Origin of the sequence: Agrococcus versicolor, from assembly GCF_039531815.1 — a bacterium.
Taxonomy (GTDB): Bacteria; Actinomycetota; Actinomycetes; order Actinomycetales; family Microbacteriaceae; genus Agrococcus; species Agrococcus versicolor.
Map to the genome: position 1 here is coordinate 1,056,677 of NZ_BAAAQT010000005.1, position 16,065 is coordinate 1,072,741.

At 71.7% G+C, this 16,065-nt stretch carries 12 protein-coding genes; 5 read left to right on the plus strand and 7 right to left on the minus strand.

What is annotated here, in order from left to right:
- Window positions 1-2 precede the first annotated feature (2 nt).
- Window positions 3-2,417 (plus strand): DNA gyrase/topoisomerase IV subunit A, encoded by a 2,415-nt coding sequence (locus tag ABD249_RS08000; RefSeq protein ID WP_344342420.1) that lies wholly within the window; start codon window positions 3-5, stop codon window positions 2,415-2,417.
- Window positions 2,418-2,459: 42 nt separating this feature from the next.
- Here ABD249_RS08000 and ABD249_RS08005 read toward each other — a convergent pair whose 3' ends face one another.
- Window positions 2,460-4,565 (minus strand): DNA gyrase/topoisomerase IV subunit B, encoded by a 2,106-nt coding sequence (locus ABD249_RS08005; RefSeq protein WP_344342421.1) that lies wholly within the window; start codon window positions 4,563-4,565, stop codon window positions 2,460-2,462.
- 156 nt (window positions 4,566-4,721) lie between these two features.
- Here ABD249_RS08005 and ABD249_RS08010 point away from each other — a divergent pair, with 156 nt between their 5' ends.
- The gene (locus ABD249_RS08010) at window positions 4,722-4,937 is read left to right on the plus strand and encodes a DUF7455 domain-containing protein (RefSeq protein ID WP_344342423.1); all 216 of its coding nucleotides are present in this window, start codon (window positions 4,722-4,724) and stop codon (window positions 4,935-4,937) included.
- A 68-nt stretch (window positions 4,938-5,005) separates the two neighbouring features.
- Here the strand turns inward: ABD249_RS08010 and ABD249_RS08015 are convergent, their stop codons facing one another.
- The 6 genes from ABD249_RS08015 to ABD249_RS08040 all read right to left on the minus strand — a co-directional run bounded on the left by ABD249_RS08015 (window position 5,006) and on the right by ABD249_RS08040 (window position 11,226).
- Window positions 5,006-5,785, minus strand: a complete 780-nt coding sequence (locus ABD249_RS08015; RefSeq protein ID WP_344342424.1) for an amino acid ABC transporter ATP-binding protein — start codon at window positions 5,783-5,785, stop codon at window positions 5,006-5,008.
- Window positions 5,775-6,431, minus strand: coding sequence for an amino acid ABC transporter permease (locus tag ABD249_RS08020; RefSeq protein WP_344342426.1), 657 nt, complete (start codon window positions 6,429-6,431; stop codon window positions 5,775-5,777). The genes ABD249_RS08015 and ABD249_RS08020 overlap by 11 nt, the downstream gene beginning before the upstream one ends.
- Before the next feature lie 23 nt (window positions 6,432-6,454).
- On the minus strand, window positions 6,455-7,288 hold the full coding sequence (locus tag ABD249_RS08025; protein ID WP_344342428.1) for an amino acid ABC transporter substrate-binding protein: 834 nt from the start codon (window positions 7,286-7,288) through the stop codon (window positions 6,455-6,457).
- Between the two features lie 104 nt (window positions 7,289-7,392).
- Window positions 7,393-8,847 carry an RNA polymerase sigma factor gene (locus ABD249_RS08030; protein ID WP_344342430.1) on the minus strand — a complete coding sequence of 485 codons (1,455 nt, stop codon included), beginning with the start codon at window positions 8,845-8,847 and terminating at the stop codon, window positions 7,393-7,395.
- A 104-nt stretch (window positions 8,848-8,951) separates the two neighbouring features.
- Window positions 8,952-10,289, minus strand: a complete 1,338-nt coding sequence (locus ABD249_RS08035; RefSeq protein ID WP_344342432.1) for an MFS transporter — start codon at window positions 10,287-10,289, stop codon at window positions 8,952-8,954.
- Window positions 10,290-10,314: 25 nt separating this feature from the next.
- Window positions 10,315-11,226, minus strand: a complete 912-nt coding sequence (locus tag ABD249_RS08040; protein WP_344342434.1) for a PAC2 family protein — start codon at window positions 11,224-11,226, stop codon at window positions 10,315-10,317.
- An 82-nt stretch (window positions 11,227-11,308) separates the two neighbouring features.
- On the opposite strand from ABD249_RS08040, the gene ABD249_RS08045 reads away from it, so the two are divergent.
- The 3 genes from ABD249_RS08045 (at window position 11,309) to sucB (ending at window position 16,065) form a co-directional block, all read left to right on the plus strand.
- Window positions 11,309-12,781: a leucyl aminopeptidase gene (locus ABD249_RS08045; RefSeq protein ID WP_344342436.1), complete on the plus strand. Its 1,473-nt coding sequence runs from the start codon at window positions 11,309-11,311 to the stop codon at window positions 12,779-12,781.
- 63 nt (window positions 12,782-12,844) lie between these two features.
- A complete protein-coding gene (gene lpdA, locus ABD249_RS08050) occupies window positions 12,845-14,215 on the plus strand; it encodes a dihydrolipoyl dehydrogenase (protein ID WP_344342438.1) in 1,371 nt (456 codons plus the stop codon).
- An 11-nt stretch (window positions 14,216-14,226) separates the two neighbouring features.
- Window positions 14,227-16,065 carry a 2-oxoglutarate dehydrogenase, E2 component, dihydrolipoamide succinyltransferase gene (sucB, locus tag ABD249_RS08055; protein ID WP_344342440.1) on the plus strand — a complete coding sequence of 613 codons (1,839 nt, stop codon included), beginning with the start codon at window positions 14,227-14,229 and terminating at the stop codon, window positions 16,063-16,065.

Sequence of the window (16,065 nt, forward strand, 5' to 3'; positions counted from 1 at the left end):
CTATGACCGACATCGCCACACCCTCCGATGGCGAGCGCATCGAGGATGTCGATGTCGCCGCCGAGATGCAGGGCTCCTTCCTCGAGTACGCCTACTCCGTCATCTACACGCGCGCCCTGCCGGACGCGCGCGACGGGCTGAAGCCCGTCCAGCGACGCATCCTCTTCCAGATGGCCGAGATGGGGCTCACGCCCGATCGCGGTCACGTGAAGAGCGCGCGCGTCGTCGGCGACGTCATGGGCAAGCTGCATCCCCACGGCGACTCCCCCATCTACGACGCGCTCGTGCGCCTGTCGCAGCCGTTCACGATGCGCGTGCCGCTCGTCGACGGCCACGGCAACTTCGGCTCGCTCGACGACGGCCCCGCCGCCTCGCGCTACACGGAGGCCAGGCTCGACGCCGCCGGGCTCTCGCTCACGGCGGGCCTCGACGAGGACGTCGTCGACTTCGAGCCCAACTACGACGGCGAGTTCCAGCAGCCCGTCGTGCTGCCGGCGTCGTACCCGAACCTCCTCGTCAACGGTGCGAGCGGCATCGCCGTCGGCATGGCGACGAACATGGCGCCGCACAACCTCATCGAGGTCGTGCAGGCCGCGAAGCACCTGCTCGAGCACCCCGACGCGACCGTCGACGACCTCATGGCGTTCGTGCCCGGTCCCGACCTGCCCGGCGGCGGCATCGTCGCGGGCCTCGACGGCGTGCGCGACGCCTACGCGACGGGTCGCGGCTCGTTCAAGACGCGCGCGAAGGCGTCCATCGAGCGCACGGGGCGCAAGTCGCAGCTCGTCTTCACCGAGCTGCCGTACCTCGTCGGTCCCGAGCGCGTCATCGAGAAGATCAAGGACGGCGTGCAGTCGAAGCGCCTGCAGGGCCTCTCGGACGTGCAGGACCTCACCGACCGCAAGCACGGCCTCCGCCTCGTCGTCGACGTGAAGACGGGCTTCAGCCCCGAGGCGGTGCTCGAGCAGCTCTACCGCGTCACGCCGCTCGAGGACGGGTTCTCGATCAACGCCGTCGCGCTCGTCGACGGCACGCCGCGCACGCTCGGGCTCGTCGACCTGCTGCGCGTCTACCTCGACCACCGACTGCGCGTCGTGCGCCGCCGCAGCGAGTTCCGGCTCCGCAAGGCGCAGGATCGCCTGCACCTCGTCGAGGGCCTCCTCATCGCGATCGTCGACATCGACGAGGTCATCCAGGTCATCCGCTCGAGCGAGGACTCCGCGCAGGCCCGCTCGCGCCTGCAGGACGTCTTCGACCTCTCGGAGGCGCAGGCGGAGTACATCCTCGAGCTGCGGCTGCGGCGGCTCACGCGCTTCTCGCGCATCGAGCTCGAGCAGGAGGCGGCCGAGCTGCGTGCGCGCATCGAGGAGCTGCAGCGCATCCTCGGCGAGCCCGGTCTCCTGCGCCGCGTCGTCGCGGACGAGCTCGACGAGGTCGCGGAGCGCTTCGGCACGCCGCGGCGCACGCTGCTCACCGAGGCTCGCCCCAAGCCCACGACGAAGGCGCAGGCCGCGCAGCTCGAGGTCGCCGACGAGCCGACGGCCGTCGTGCTCTCGGCCACGGGCAGGCTCGTGCGCATCGACACGACCGAGCCGCTGCCGGCCCCTGCGCGTCGCTCGCGCCACGACGCGATCCGCGCCGAGGTGCGCACGACGACCCGCGGCGCGTTCGGCGTCGTCACGACCGCGGGCCGCGTGCTGCGCACGACCCCCGTCGACCTGCCGTCGGTGCCGCCGACCTCCATCGGCCTCACCGCGGGCCTCAAGGTCAAGGATGCGCTCGCGCTCGAGCGGGGCGAGGAGGTCGTGACGATCGTGTCGCTGGCCGACGAGCGTCCCATCCTCGTCGCGACGGCGCAGGGCGTCGTCAAGCGCGTGCTGCCCTCCGCGCTCCCCGACCGCGACGAGGCCGAGATCATCGCCCTCAAGCCGAAGGACCGCGTCGTCGGCGCCGCGCACGCGACGGACGACGACTGGGTCGTGCTCGTGGCGAGCGACGCCCAGGTGCTGCGCTTCAAGGCGAAGGACGTGAACCCGCAGGGGCCGGGCGCGGCGGGCATGAAGGGCATCTCGCTCAAGGGCGCCGCGACCGTGCTGTTCGCGGGCGCCGTCACCGACGCCGCGAGCATCGTCACGGTCACCGTCGCCGCCGAGACCCTCGCCGGGCTCGACGATGCGCGCGTCAAGGTCTCCGACCTCGCCGAGTTCCCCGCCAAGGGGCGTGCGACGGGCGGCGTGGGCGGCCACCGCTTCCTCAAGGGCGAGACGACCCTCGCGCACGCGTGGGCGGGCGTCGCGCCGCTCGCCGTCGGGTCGGACGGCAGCCAGCGTCCGCTGCCGGAGGCGACGCCCCGCACGGGCTCCGGGGTCGCGATCGAGCAGCCGATCGGCGCCATCGGCACCACGCTCGGCACCTGATCGCGCGGCGGGCCTCCGCCTGCCGCGCGACCGCGGCGTCGATCAGACGTCGATGCGCTCGCGATCGAAGCCGGGCGCGTTGACGATGAACTCCTTGCGCGGCGCGACGTCGTTGCCCATGAGCAGCTCGAAGACCTCGTTGGCCCGTTCGGTGTCGGTGATCGTCACGCGTCGCAGCGTGCGCCTCGAGCGATCCATCGTCGTCTCGGCGAGCTGGTCGACGTCCATCTCGCCGAGTCCCTTGTAGCGCTGCGGCTTGTCGAACGTCCGCCCCTGCTTCGCCAGGCGGGCCTGCAGCGCGGTGTTCTCGGCGTCGGAGTACGTGTAGACGACCTCGCCTGCCCGGCGTCCCTGCGCCTTGACGACCGTGCGGTGCAGCGGCGGCACCGCCGCGTAGACGCGACCGCCCTCGATGAGCGGCCGCGCGTACCGGTGCAGCAGCGTCAGGAGCAGCGTGCGGATGTGCGCGCCGTCGACGTCGGCGTCGGACAGGATGATGATCTTGCCGTAGCGCGCGGCCTCGAGGTCGAACGTTCGGCCGGAGCCCGCGCCGATGACCTGCAGGATCGCGGCGCACTCGGCGTTCGCGAGCATGTCGGCGACCGACGCCTTCTGCACGTTGAGGATCTTGCCGCGGATGGGCAGGATCGCCTGGTACTCCGAGTCGCGCGCGGGCTTGGCCGTGCCGAGCGCCGAGTCGCCCTCGACGATGAAGAGCTCGTTCTGCGTCGTGTCGGACGAGCGGCAGTCGGCGAGCTTCGGCGGCAGCGTCGACGACTCGAGCGCCGACTTCCGGCGCTGCGTCTCCTTGAGTTGACGTGCCGACAGGCGCGCCTTCATCTCGCTCACGACCTTCTCGAGCACGAGGCCCGACTGCGCCTTGTCCTCGCGCCGCGCAGACGTGAACCGCTCGGTGAGGCCCTGCGAGAGCACCTTCTGGACGACCTGGCGCACGGCGGGCGTGCCGAGGATCTCCTTCGTCTGGCCCTCGAACTGCGGCTCGGGGAGGCGCACGGTCACGACGGCCGTGAGGCCGGCGGCGATGTCGTCCTTCTCGAGCCTGTCGGTGCCGGCCTTGAGCCGACGCGCGTTCTGGGCGACCTGGTCGCGGAGGACCTTCGTGAGGGCCTGGTCGAAGCCCGTCTGGTGGGTGCCGCCCTTCGGCGTCGCGATGATGTTGACGTACGACTGCACGACGGTCTCGTAGCCCGTGCCCCATCGCATCGCGATGTCGACCTCGCACGTGCGCTGCACCTCGCGCGAGATCATGTGCCCGGTCTGCTCGTCGAGCACCGGCACCGTCTCGGCGAAGTCGCCGGCGCCCGTGATGCGCCACGTCTGCGTCAGCGCCGCATCCGGAGCGAGGAAGTCGACGAACTCGCCGATGCCGCCGTCGTAGCGGAACGTCTGGATGCGCTCGGGCGCCGCGCCCTCCGCGTCGGTCGGCGGCGTGCGATCGTCGGCGATCTCGAGCTCGAGGCCGGGCACGAGGAACGCGGTCTGACGCGCGCGGCGCACGAGCGGCTCGAGCTGGAAGGCGGCGTCGCGCGTGAAGATCTGCGGGTCGGCCCAGTAGCGCACGCGCGTGCCCGTCGTGGCCTTCGAGACCCTGCCGACCTTCCGCAGGCGCGAGCCGTCGACGAAGGGCACGAACGTCGCCGTCGGCGACGGGCCGTCCTTCCCGTCGAGGAACTCGCCCGGCTCGCCGCGGTGGAAGCTCATCGCCCATGTCGCGCCGTCGCGATCGACCTCGACGTCGAGGCGCTCGGACAGCGCGTTGACGACCGACGCGCCGACGCCGTGCAGGCCGCCGGAGGATGCGTACGCGCCACCGCCGAACTTGCCGCCCGCATGGAGCTTCGTGAAGATGACCTCGACGCCGGTGAGCCCCGTGCGGGGCTCGATGTCGGTGGGGAGGCCGCGGGCCGTGTCGCGCACCTCGACGCTGCCGTCGGCATGCAGCTGCACCTCGATGCGCGTGCCGTGGCCGCCGAGCGCCTCGTCGACCGAGTTGTCGATGATCTCCCACAGGCAGTGCATGAGCCCGCGCGAGTCGGTCGAGCCGATGTACATGCCCGGTCGCTTGCGCACCGCCTCGAGCCCCTCGAGGACGGACAGGTGCCTGGCGGTGTAGTCCTTCGACGCCACGGTGCTCCTTCTCGTGTCGACATCCAGACTAGGCAGCGGCGACGAACCCTCGGTGCAGGCTCGCGGCGTACGCCGCGCGCGAAACGGACCCGGATGTCGCGTCCTCGCACCGCGAGGCATGGCAGCATGGATCTACGTCAGGAGAAGGAGGTACCCGTGAACGACACCATCTCGACCATCGAGGATGAGGCCACGGCACCGCTCACCGGTCTCGACCGCTGCGACAGCTGCGGTGCGCAGGCATACGTGCGAGCGACCATGGAGTCCGGCGTCCTCCTCTTCTGCGCCCACCACGCGACGAAGCACCGCGAGAAGCTCGCGCCGCTCGCGCTGGTGTGGCACGACGAGAGCGAGCGTCTGCTGCAGGACTGAGCGCAGACGACGAAGGGGGCCCGCCGGACGGCGGGCCCCCTTCGTGCGTCCGACGGCTCGGCCGCTGCTCAGCCGAGCGGGTCGGTGAGCCTGCGCAGGAATCGCTGCAGACGATCCGACCGCGGGTCGTCGAAGAGCTGCTCGGGCGTGCCCTGCTCGACGACGACGCCGGCGTCGAAGAACGTCACGGTGTCGGCGACGGCTCGCGCGAACGCGAGCTCGTGCGTGACGATCGCCATCGTCCACCCCTCGTGCGCGAGCTCGCCGACGACCCGCAGCACCTCGCCGACGAGCTCGGGATCGAGCGCGCTCGTGGGCTCGTCGAAGAGGAGCATCTGCGGCCGCATCGCCATCGCCCGCACGATCCCGACGCGCTGCTGCTGCCCGCCGGAGAGCTCGGAGGGTCGCGCGTCGGCCTTCTCGGCCAATCCGACGCGGTCGAGGAGCGCCCGCGCATGCTGCTCGGCCTCGGCGCGCGGCACGCGCTGCACCACGGTCGGCCCCACCGTCACGTTGTCGAGCACGGACAGGTGCGGGAACAGGTGGTGCTGCTGGAAGACCATCGACGACAGCGCCGCGAGCCGCGTGCGATCGCGCCGGCCGAGGCCCTGCGCGAGGTCGATCGACCAGTCGGGCGTCGTGAGCGTGCCGGCCTCGGCCGTCTCGAGCCCGTTCAGCGAGCGCAGCACCGTCGTCTTGCCGGAGCCCGACGGACCGATGAGGGCGTGCACCTGTCCGGGGAACAGGTCGAGGTCGACGCCGTGCAGCACGGTGAGGTCGCCGAACGACTTGCGCAGCCCCCGCACGGACAGCAGCGGCTCGGACACGGTGGCGGGCTCAGACGGCATGGCGCTCGAGCCTCCTCTCGAGCAGGTCCTGCCCGAACGCGAGGATCGTGCAGAGCACCCAGTAGACGACGGCGGCGACGCCGTAGATCAGCAGGAACTCCCCCGAGGGGGCCGCGATCTGCTGCGCGACGCGGAAGAGCTCGGTCACGAGGATCGTCGAGCACAGCGACGTGTCCTTCACGAGCGAGATGAAGGTGTTCGACAGCGGGGGCACCGACACGCGCGACGCCTGCGGCAGGATGATGCGCGTCAACGCCTGCCCGCGCGTCATGCCGAGCATCGACGCCGCCTCCCACTGCCCGCGCGGGATCGAGAGGATCGCCGCCCGCACGACCTCGGCCGCGTAGCCGCCGACGTTGAGCGACAGCGCGATGATGGCGCTCGGCCACGGGTCGATCGTGACGCCGATCGACGGCAGGCCGAAGAACACGAGGAACAGCTGCACGAGCAACGGCGTGCCGCGGACGAGCGAGATGTACACCCGTGCGATGCCCGAGAGCACGGCGACGCCCGAGATGCGCATGAGGGCGAGGCCGACGGCGAGCACGAGCCCGATCGCGAACGACGCGAGCGTGAGCGGGATCGTCGCCCGCACGGCGGCGAGCGCGATCGGCCCGATCGACGTGAGGACGAGGTCCCAGTCCATGGCCAGAGCCTAGGGCCGGCCGCCTACGCGGTCGCGACCGAGACGTCCTCGCCGAAGTAGCGCTCCGAGATCTCCGCGAGCGTGCCATCGGCCGTGAGCGTCGCGATCGCCTCGTCGACGGCGGCGACGAGGTCGTCGCTGCCCTGACGGAAGGTCACGGCCGACTCGGAGACGTCCTCGGTCTCGTCGACGATCTCGACGCCGATGTCGCCGCCCTGGGCGGTCTCGTAGTCGAGGAACGTCAGCCGGTCGTTGATCGTCGCGTCGACGCGGCCCGTGCGGAGCAGCTCGACCGCCTGGGCGAAGCCCTCGACGCCCTCGACCGTCGCGCCGGACTCCGTGGCGACCTCGGCCCAGTTCGACGTGAGCGACTGCGCGCTCGTGACGCCCTCGAGGTCGTCGAACGAGGCGATGTCGCTGTCGGTCGGCACGATGAGGACGCCCGGCGAGTACGTGTAGGGCGTCGAGAAGAGGTAGCGCTCCTCGCGCTCGGGGTTGATCGAGACCTGGTTGGCGATGACGTCCCAGCGGCCCGAGTCGAGGCCGGCGAAGATCGCGTCCCACTGCGTCTCCTCGAACTCGACCTCGACGCCGAGCTCGCCCGCGATGGCCGTGATGACGTCGACGTCGTAACCGGTCAGCTCGCCCGTGCCGCCGTCCGCGTGGAACGAGAACGGCGAGTACGTGCCCTCGGTGCCGACGACGAGCACGCCGGCCTCCTGCACGTCGGCGAGCGTGAGCCCGCTCGCCTCCTCGGAGGACTCGGGTGCGGAGGACGACGCGGAGCAGCCGGCGAGCGCGAGGGAGGCGACGGCGGCGGTGACGGCTGCGATGCGCAGCGACTTCGAGCGGAGCATGGGTATCGGCATTCCTTCTTGGGGGTAGAAGGTCAGTCTATACGCCGATGGGGCGTCACCCGAAGCCGGGTGACGCCCCATGTCTCGTCGCTGCGAGCGGCGGCCTACTCGAGGTAGTCGCGCAGCGCCTGCGACCGCGACGGGTGGCGCAGCTTCGCCATCGTCTTCGACTCGATCTGGCGGATGCGCTCGCGCGTGACGCCGAAGGTGTCGCCGATCTGGTCGAGCGTCTTCGGCATGCCGTCGCCCAGGCCGAAGCGCATCTTGATGACGCCCGCCTCGCGCTCGGACAGGGAGTCGAGCAGCGACTCGAGCTGACGCTGCAGCATCGTGAAGCCGACGGCGTCGGCGGGCACGACGGCCTCGGTGTCCTCGATGAGGTCGCCGAACTCGCTGTCGCCGTCCTCGCCGAGGGGCGTGTGCAGCGAGATGGGCTCGCGGCCGTACTTCTGCACCTCGACGACCTTCTCGGGCGTCATGTCGAGCTCGCGCGCGAGCTCCTCGGGCGTGGGCTCGCGGCCCAGGTCCTGCAGCATCTGGCGCTGCACGCGGGCGAGCTTGTTGATGACCTCGACCATGTGGACCGGGATGCGGATCGTGCGCGCCTGGTCGGCCATGGCGCGCGTGATCGCCTGGCGGATCCACCACGTCGCGTACGTCGAGAACTTGAAGCCCTTGGTGTAGTCGAACTTCTCGACCGCACGGATGAGGCCCAGGTTGCCCTCCTGGATGAGGTCGAGGAACTGCATGCCTCGACCGGTGTAGCGCTTCGCGAGCGACACGACGAGGCGCAGGTTCGCGCCCAGCAGGTGGCTCTTCGCGCGCTTGCCGTCGCGAGCGATCGAGCGGAGCTCGCGCGTGAGCTTCGGAGCGAGCTTCTCGTCGCCGGCGAGACGCTCCTCGGCGAACAGGCCCGCCTCGATGCGCATCGCGAGGTCGACCTCCTCGGCGGCGTTGAGGAGCGGGACCTTGCCGATCTGCTTCAGGTAGTCCTTGACGGGGTCGGCCGTCGCGCCCGTGATCGTGGCCGAGTAGACCGGGACCTCGTCGTCCTCGTTCGTCGAGATGATGAGCGCGCCGTTCGGCAGCTTCTCGTCGTACGCGGACTCGTCGGACTTCTGGCCACGACGACGACGGGGCGTGCCGTCCTCGTCCTCGGTCTCGTCGGCGTCGTCGGCGTCGACCGCTACCTGGGCGTCCTCGTCGGCAGCCTCGTCGCTCGTCGCCTCGGACGCGGCCTTCGTACGGGCCTTCGCCTTCGTGCGCGGCGTCGCGGATGCGGTGGCCGTCTTGGGGGCGGCCGCCTTGCGCGTCGTCGTGGCCTTGGCCGTCGTCGCCTTCGCCGTCGTGGTCTTCGCGGTCGTGGCCTTCGCCGTCGTGGCCTTGGCGGCGGGAGCCTTCGCGGCAGCCGCCGTCTTCGTAGCCGCGGCCTTGGAGGGAGCCTTGGCCGCCGCGGTCTTCGCGGCGGTCGTCTTCGTCGTCGCGGGGGTCGTCGTGGGCGCGGCCGTGTCGGTCGCGTCGGCGTCGGCCTTCGCTCGTGTGCTGGTGCGGGTCGCCATGGCACCTCCTGGAGGGTGGCTGGGCAGATGTGCGGAGGCCCGACGGATGCAGATGACCCTTGCGTCCGACGGGCGGATGTGTACCATTATAGCGCCGCGGGACGCTACGGCATTCCCGCGCGTCCTCGACGACGTCGGATCGCGGCCAGCAGCGCCGACCAGAGCGGCGCGACCGTCACCCCATCCTCCTCCTGCAGACGCCTCCTCGTGCGCCGCCGGGCGTGCAGGAGCATCGCGGCGCCGAGCCCGAGCGCGAGGAACTGCACCGACAGCGCGATGCGGAACGCCTCCCAGTCGTACAGCCCGGCGTCGATGCCCGCGTCGAGCCGGATGCGATGGATGACGTCGAGCCCGATGCCGATGAGCGCCATGAGGCAGAACGACGCCGTGAACCCGCCGACGTTGACGAAGCCGTTCGCCGACCCGAGCGAGCGGATGGGGTTGAAGGTGCGCGCGAAGTCGAAGCCGATGAGCGAGCCGGGCCCGCCGATCCCGATCGCCACGAGCATCCACACGACGACCGCGGTCGGCGGGGTGCCCGGCCAGAGGAGCACGACCGCCCACGCGAGCGCCATGTGCGCGACGATCGCGAGCACGAGGTTCGACCGCCTCGCCGGGAACCGCGCGCTCAGCAGTCCGAGGATCGGCCCGCTGACGACGCCGGTCGCGATGATGACGACGACGAGGCCCGATGCCTCGCCGCGCGTGTAGCCGAGGCCGGAGACGAGGATCGGGAACCCCCACAGCAGGGAGAAGACCGTGCCGGGCGACTGCGTCGAGAAGTGCGCCCAGAACCCCAGCTGCGTGCCGGGCAGGCCGATCGCGGAGCGCAGCCGGCGCCACCACGACGCGGGCAGCTGGATGCTGTCCGTGCGGGGCGCGACGATGCCCGGCGGCGCGTTGCGCACGACGACGAGCACGAGCACCGCGACGACCGCGCCGACGATCGCGACCGACGCGAACGACGTCGTCCAGCCGAGGTGCTGCAGCATCCACACGAAGGGCACGGCCGAGAAGAGCTGGCCGAGCTGCCCGATGTTGCCCGTCCACTGCGACAGCTGCGGCAGGCGCGGTCCGGAGAACCACGACGGCAGCAGGCGCAGCACCGAGATGAAGGTCGCGGCGTCGCCGGCGCCGACGAGCATGCGCGCGCCGATCGCGACCGGCACGTCGTCCGTCGCCGCGAGCAGGCCCTGGCCGAGCGCCATGAGCACGCCGCCGATCGCGACGAGCATGCGCGGACCGTAGCGATCGACGAGCACGCCCACCGGGATCTGCAGCGCGGCGTAGACGACGAGCTGCAGCACCGCGAGGCTCGACAGCTGGGCCGCCGTGGCGTCGAACCGCACGATCGCGTCGGGCGCCGCGGCGCCGAGCGAGGACCGATGGAGCGTGGCGACGAGGTAGGCGAGGATGCAGACGACCCAGGTGACCCACGCCATCCGCCCGTTCACGAGCGCGCTCCGGTCACGGCTGCGTGGGGTCGGCCCGCCTGCGAGCCAGGTAGCGCTCGAGCTCGGCGGCGATCTCGTCGGCCGTCGGCAGCGAGCCGTCCTCGTCGGTGAGGGGCGAGCGCACGCCGGCGTTCTCCATGTAGGCGTCGTAGCGAGCCTCGAGGGTCGCGACGAGGCGCCGCAGCTCCTCGTTCGCCTCCATCTGCTGGCTCACGAGCGACTGGAACTCGCGCTCGGTGCCGCGCAGCTCCTCGGTGCGGAACACGAGCCCCGTCGCGTTCGTCACGCCGTCGAGGGCCGCGAGCGCAGGGCCGGCCGTGCCGGACTCGCCCACGTAGTGCGGCACGAGCACGACGAACGAGGCGACGGGCATCTCGGGGGCGAGGCGGTGCTCGAGGAGGTGCATGACCGACGCGGGCACCGTCGAGGTCGGCTTCCACACCGAGAAGGCCTCGACGAGGTCCTTGCGGTTGCCGGAGACCGTGACGCCGAGCGGTCGCGTGTGCGGCACGGGCATGGGGATGGACAGCAGGATTGTCGTGCGCTGGACCGCGAGGCGCTCGGCGACGATGCGCACGGCGTCGGCGAAGCGCTCCCACATGTAGTCGGGCTCGGGGCCGGAGAGCAGGAGGAAGGGCTTGCCGGCGTCGTCCTCGCACAGCGACATCGTGAGGGCGTGCGGCACGTACTCGGCGATGTGGTCCTCGTCGAAGAGCACGTGCGGACGTCGCGAGCGGTGGTCGACGAGCAGATCGGTGTCGAACTCGACGACCGAGGAGTGCGGGAGCGTCGACACGATCGTGGCGGCCGCGAGCTCGGCTGCTGCGCCCGCGTCGGCGAACCCGTGCATCGCGACGACGAGGTCGAGGCCCGGCGGCACGGCGTCCTCGTCGGAGAACGCGATGAGATCCTCGGGCCTGACCATGCCTCCAGCGTAGCCAGCGGTCGCGGCGTGCGTCGCCGCGCGACCGGGCGGCTCGCGTCGCGAGCCGCATAGGCTCGACGGCATGCCGATCCCCGCACTCTCGCTCATCGCCGCATCGGACGACGCCACCGCGGACGTCCTCGTGCACGGCGTGCTCGCCGCCGACGCCCCGCACGCCGCAGGCGTCGATCCCGCGCTGCTGGCCGACCTCGGCGTCACGGGGCGTGCGGAGCAGGTCGTGCGCGCCGTCGTCGACGGGCGCAGGGTCGCCTTCGTCGGCATCGGCCGCACCGCGACCACCCGTGCGCTGCGCGACGCCGCCGCCGCGGCGACGCGCGCGCTCGCGGGCACCCCGACCGTCGCCATCGCCTTCCCCGTGTCCGATGCCGCCGACGTCGGCGCCGTCCTCGAGGGCGCCGCGCTCGGCGCCTACCGCTACGGCCGCTACAAGGCAGCCGACGCGACGTCGACGCCGCCCGCCGAGGTCGCGGTCGTCGTGGGCGAGGTCCACGTGACCGATGCCGACGTGCGCCGCGCCCGCATCGTCGCGGAGGCCGTCCACCGCACGCGCGACCTGTCGAACACGCCGCCGCGCGACCTGAGCCCCGAGATCTTCGCCGAGCTCGTGCGCGACGAGGCCTCGCAGACGGGCCTCGCCGTCACGGTGCGCGACGAGGTCGCGCTCGCCGAGGAGGGCTTCGGCGGCATCCTCGGGGTCGGCCAGGGCTCGTCGCGGCCGCCGCGCCTCGTGACGGTCGAGTGGGCCCCCACGGGCGCCGAGCGCCACATCGCGCTCGTCGGCAAGGGCATCACCTACGACACCGGCGGGCTCTCACTCAAGCCGGCCGACGCCATGCAGCACATGAAGTTCGACATGACCGGCGCCGCGACCGTCTACGCCGTCACGGCCGCGGCCGCCGCGCTGCAGGTGCCCGTCCGCATCACCGCGTACCTCTGCCTCGCCGAGAACATGCCCTCCGGCACGGCCATCCGCCCCGACGACGTCCTGACGATCCGCGGCGGCCGCACGGTCGAGGTCACGAACACCGACGCGGAGGGCCGTCTCGTCATGGCCGACGCGATCGCGCTCGCGAGCGAGACGCTGCCCGACGCGATCGTCGACGTCGCGACCCTCACGGGTGCGCAGCGCGTCGCGCTCGGCGACCGCTACTCGGGGCTCATGGGCAACGACGACGCGCTCGTGGCGACGATCCGCGAGGCGAGCGACGCCGTCGACGAGGACCTGTGGCCCATGCCGCTGCCGGAGGAGCTGCTGCAGATGCTCGACTCCCCCGTCGCCGACATCGCGAACGCCAAGGTGGGCAACCGCGCCGCGGGCATGCTGCTCGCTGGCGTGTTCCTGTCGACGTTCGTCGGCGAGCGCGACGGCGCGCCCATCCCGTGGGCGCACGTCGACATCGCCGGACCGTCGACGAACACCGGCTCCGCCCACGGCACCGTGCCCGTGGGTGCGACGGGCGTCGCCGTGCGCGGACTCCTGCGATCGCTCACAGCGCTCTCCGGGACGACGCAGCGGGCGGACGCCAGCCGATAGGGTTGGACACGGCGGCGGCGACGCGCCGACGCCTGCCAGCGAGACATCCAAGGAGTGCGTGACGTGGCCGAGAAGTTCGACATCGTCGTGCTGGGGGGTGGCAGCGCCGGCTACGCCGTGGCGCTGCGTGCAATCCAGCTCGGGAAGACCGCCGCGATCATCGAGAAGGACAAGCTCGGTGGCACGTGCCTGCACCGAGGCTGCATCCCGACGAAGGCCATGCTCCACTCGTCCGAGGTCGCCGACGTCGTGCGCGACGCCGCACACGCGGGCGTGCAGGCCGAGCTGAAGGGCGTCGACATCGCGGCCGTCACGGGCTTCCGCGAGGAGATCGTCGCCAAGAAGTTCAAGGGCCTCCAGGGCCTCATCAAGGCCAAGGGCGTCACGGTCTTCGAGGGCTCCGGCCGCATCACGTCGCCCACGACCGTGCAGGTCGGCGACCAGACCATCGAGGCCGGCAACGTCGTCCTCGCGACCGGCTCCTTCTCGAAGACCCTCCCGGGCCTCGCGATCGAGGGCCGCGTCATCACGAGCGAGCAGGCGCTGCAGCTCGACTGGATCCCGCGTCACGTCATCGTGCTCGGCGGCGGCGTCATCGGCGTCGAGTTCGCGAGCGTCTGGCGCGGCTTCGGCGCCGAGGTCACGATCATCGAGGGCCTCCCCCACCTCGTCCCCAACGAGGAGGAGTCCATCTCGAAGCAGATGGAGCGCCAGTACAAGAAGCGCGGCATCCAGTTCAAGCTGAGCGCGCGCTTCGCCGGCGTCACGCAGGACGACTCGGGCGTGCACGTCTCGCTCGAGTCCGGCGAGACGATCGACGCCGACCTCATGCTCGTCGCCGTCGGCCGCGGCCCGGTCACGCAGGACATCGGCCTCGAGGAGGTCGGCATCGCGACCGACCGCGGCTTCGTGACGGTCGACGAGCGCCTGCAGACCTCGGTCCCCGGCGTGTACGCCATCGGCGACATCACGCCCGGCCTGCAGCTCGCGCACCGCAGCTACCAGCACGGCATCTTCGTCGCCGAGGAGATCGCGGGCCTCGAGCCGCGCTTCGTCGACGACCTCAACATCCCCAAGGTCACCTACAGCGACCCCGAGATCTCGTCCGTCGGCTACACCGAGGCCAAGGCCAAGGAGCACTTCGGCGCCGACGCGATCGAGACCTACGAGTACTCGCTCGGCGGCAACGCCAAGAGCGAGATCGTCGGCACCTCGGGCTTCGTGAAGGCCGTGCGCGTCAAGGACGGCCCCGTCGTCGGCATGCACATGATCGGACGCCGCGTGAGCGAGCTCGTCGGAGAGGCCCAGCTCATCGTGAACTGGGAGGCCTACCCCGAGGACGTCGCGTCGCTGCTCCACGCCCACCCGACCCAGGGCGAGTCGATCGGCGAGACGATGCTCAAGCTCGCCGGCAAGCCGCTCCACGCCATCTAGGAGACTGACGCATGGCTGACATCACCCTGCCCGCGCTCGGCGAGAGCGTCACCGAAGGCACGATCACCCGCTGGCTCAAGCAGGTCGGCGACACGGTCGAGGTCGACGAGCCGCTCGTCGAGATCTCGACCGACAAGGTCGACACCGAGGTGCCCTCGCCCATCGCCGGCACCATCACCGAGATCCTGGCCGACGAGGACGACACCGTCGACGTCGGCGCCGTCATCGCCCGCGTGGGCGACGCCGGCGACGCGCCGCGCGACGCGGCACCCGCCGAGACGCCCGCCGAGGAGTCGGTGGAGGAGCCCGCGGCTCCCGCCGCCGACGACGTCGACGCCGACGTGCCCGACGAGGCGCCCGAGCGTCCGTCGACCGACGAGTCCGAGCCCGCCCCCGCCCCCACGGCCGGTGCGAGCGACGCAGGCGGCGACGCGACCGACATCACCCTCCCCGCGCTCGGCGAGAGCGTGACCGAGGGCACCATCACGCGCTGGCTCAAGAAGGTCGGCGACTCGATCGAGGTCGACGAGCCGCTCGTCGAGATCTCGACGGACAAGGTCGACACCGAGGTGCCCTCGCCCGTCGCCGGCACGATCTCGGAGCTGCTGGCCGAGGAGGACGACACCGTCGACGTCGGCGCCGTCATCGCCCGCGTGGGCGGCTCGGCAGGCGGCTCGGCTCCGGCCGAGGCGCCCGCGCAGGACGCCCCCGCCGAGGAGGCTCCCGCGCAGGAGGCTCCCGCAGAGGAGCCGAAGGTCGAGGCGAAGCCCGCCGAGGCTCCCGCCGCCGTCCAGGGGATCCCGCCGGCGCCGAAGGCGCCCGAGGCTCCGGCAGCCCCGAAGCAGGAGGCTCCGAAGCAGGAGGCTCCGAAGCAGGAGGCTCCGGCGCAGGACGCTCCGAAGCAGCAGGCGCCCGCCGCGCCCGCCACCTCCAGCGGCTCGGTGTACGTCACCCCGATCGTGCGCAAGCTCGCGCACGAGCGCGGCGTCGACCTCACGACCGTGCAGGGCACGGGCGTCGGCGGTCGCATCCGCAAGGAGGACGTCCTCTCCGCCGCCGAGGCCGCCGCGTCGTCGGCGCCCGCCGCCGCTGCCGCACCCGCTGCATCGGCTCCGGCCACCGTCGAGGACTCGCCGCTGCGCGGCACGACCGCGAAGATGTCGCGACTGCGCAAGGTCGTGGCGAAGCGCGCGGTCGAGTCGATGCAGACGACGGCGCAGCTCACGACGGTCGTCGAGGTCGACGTGACGAAGGTCGCGCAGCTGCGCGACCGGGTGAAGGGTCGCTTCCAGGAGGAGACGGGGCAGAAGCTCTCGTTCCTGCCGTTCTTCTCGCTCGCCGCCGTCGAGGCGCTCCGTGCGCACCCGGTCATCAACGCGACCGACGACGGCGAGGAGATCACCTACCCCGACGTCGAGAACCTCTCGATGGCGGTCGACACCGAGCGCGGCCTGCTGACCCCGGTCATCAAGGACGCCGGGCGCCTCGACCTGCGCGGCTTCGCCGAGCAGATCGCGGACCTCGCGTCGCGGACCCGCGACAACAAGCTGGGTCCGGACGAGCTCGCGGGCGGCACGTTCACCCTCACGAACACGGGCTCGCGCGGCGCGCTGTTCGACACCCCGGTGGTCTTCCAGCCGCAGCGCGCCATCCTCGGCGTCGGCACGGTCGTGAAGCGCCCCGTCGTGGTGTCGGTCGACGGTCAGGACTCGATCGCGGTGCGGTCGATGGTGTTCCTCGCCCTGTCGTACGACCACCGCATCATCGACGGCGCCGACGCCGCCCGCTACCTCACGCAGGTGAAGCAGCGGCTCGAGGCCGGCGACTTCGAGGGGCAGCTGGGCATCTAG